Below are 974 nucleotides of genomic sequence, written 5' to 3'. Positions count from 1 at the left end.
ATCGCGACCGGACAGTCGATGCTGCTGCAATATCACGGCGATCGCATCATGAAGGCGCTGGCGGCGAAAGGCGTTGCGGCCCGCATCGTCAAGGGACCGGTCTTCGCGCGAAAACTCTACCGCCACGCCGCCGACCGGCCGTACACCGACATCGACATCCTGGTCGATCCCGCCGGTATCGACGCGGCCAACACGACGATCGCCGAATGCGGTTTCGAGCTTGCCAGCGGCGAGGCGCAATCGCATGAGCTGCAGGAGTTCAAATGGCTGGAGAAGGAAAACTCCAGTCTGCTGATCGAGCTGCACGGCAACCTGGTGCACGACACCGGCATGCGCCGGCGGCTGTCGCTCGGCTTCCGCGAGTTGCAGGCGATCGATGGCGGCGAGGCCGACACGCCGGCGTCACTGCTCGCCATCGCCATCGTTCACGCGGCCGGCGGCCACAAATTCCACCGGCTGCAGCTTTGCGTAGATGTGCTGCAGGGCGTGCGCGCGCTGCAGTCGCCGGAGGCGGAAGCGCGGCTGCTCGAGGCCGCGCGCATGACAGGCATCGAGCTCGAGCTGGCGACGGTGCTCAACGTGACCGGGCGCTTGTTCGACGAGCCACGCGCCATCGCGCTCGCCAATCGCATCAAGCCCGATCTTTCGATACGGCTCGCCAAATGGCTCATCACCGGAAACATGCTTCTTCGCGTGAATTCACGGGAAAAGATGCGCTCGCGCCTCAGCCGCGACGCCTTCCGCTGGATCCAAAGGTTGGCCCGGCCGAGGCCCTATCCGGCCTGAGCGGCTGCTATGATTTTCGGTGATCAAGAAAGGTACTGTCGCGCCGCGTTCCTTCACACCCCCCTCTGTCCTGCCGGACATCTCCCCCGCAAGGGGGGAGATTGGCAGCTTCGTCGGCGACGCTCTTCCTCCAACGTAGGAGATTGACGAAAGCGGCAGTGACGTCCGATCTCCCCCCTTGCGGGGGA

General features: G+C 64.7%; 1 protein-coding gene. It reads left to right on the top strand.

The features are described 5' to 3' along the window. Nucleotides 1–786: nucleotidyltransferase family protein (locus tag EOA29_RS37950; protein ID WP_127222486.1), on the top strand; the 786-nt coding region annotated here is incomplete at its 5' end. Nucleotides 787–974: the final 188 nt, after the last annotated feature.

Source organism: Mesorhizobium sp. M1E.F.Ca.ET.063.01.1.1, from assembly GCF_003998155.1.
In the GTDB taxonomy this organism is placed as follows: Bacteria; Pseudomonadota; Alphaproteobacteria; order Rhizobiales; family Rhizobiaceae; genus Mesorhizobium.
Note: the sequence above shows the minus strand (reverse complement) of the source record. Positions and strands in the feature narration are given on the sequence as shown.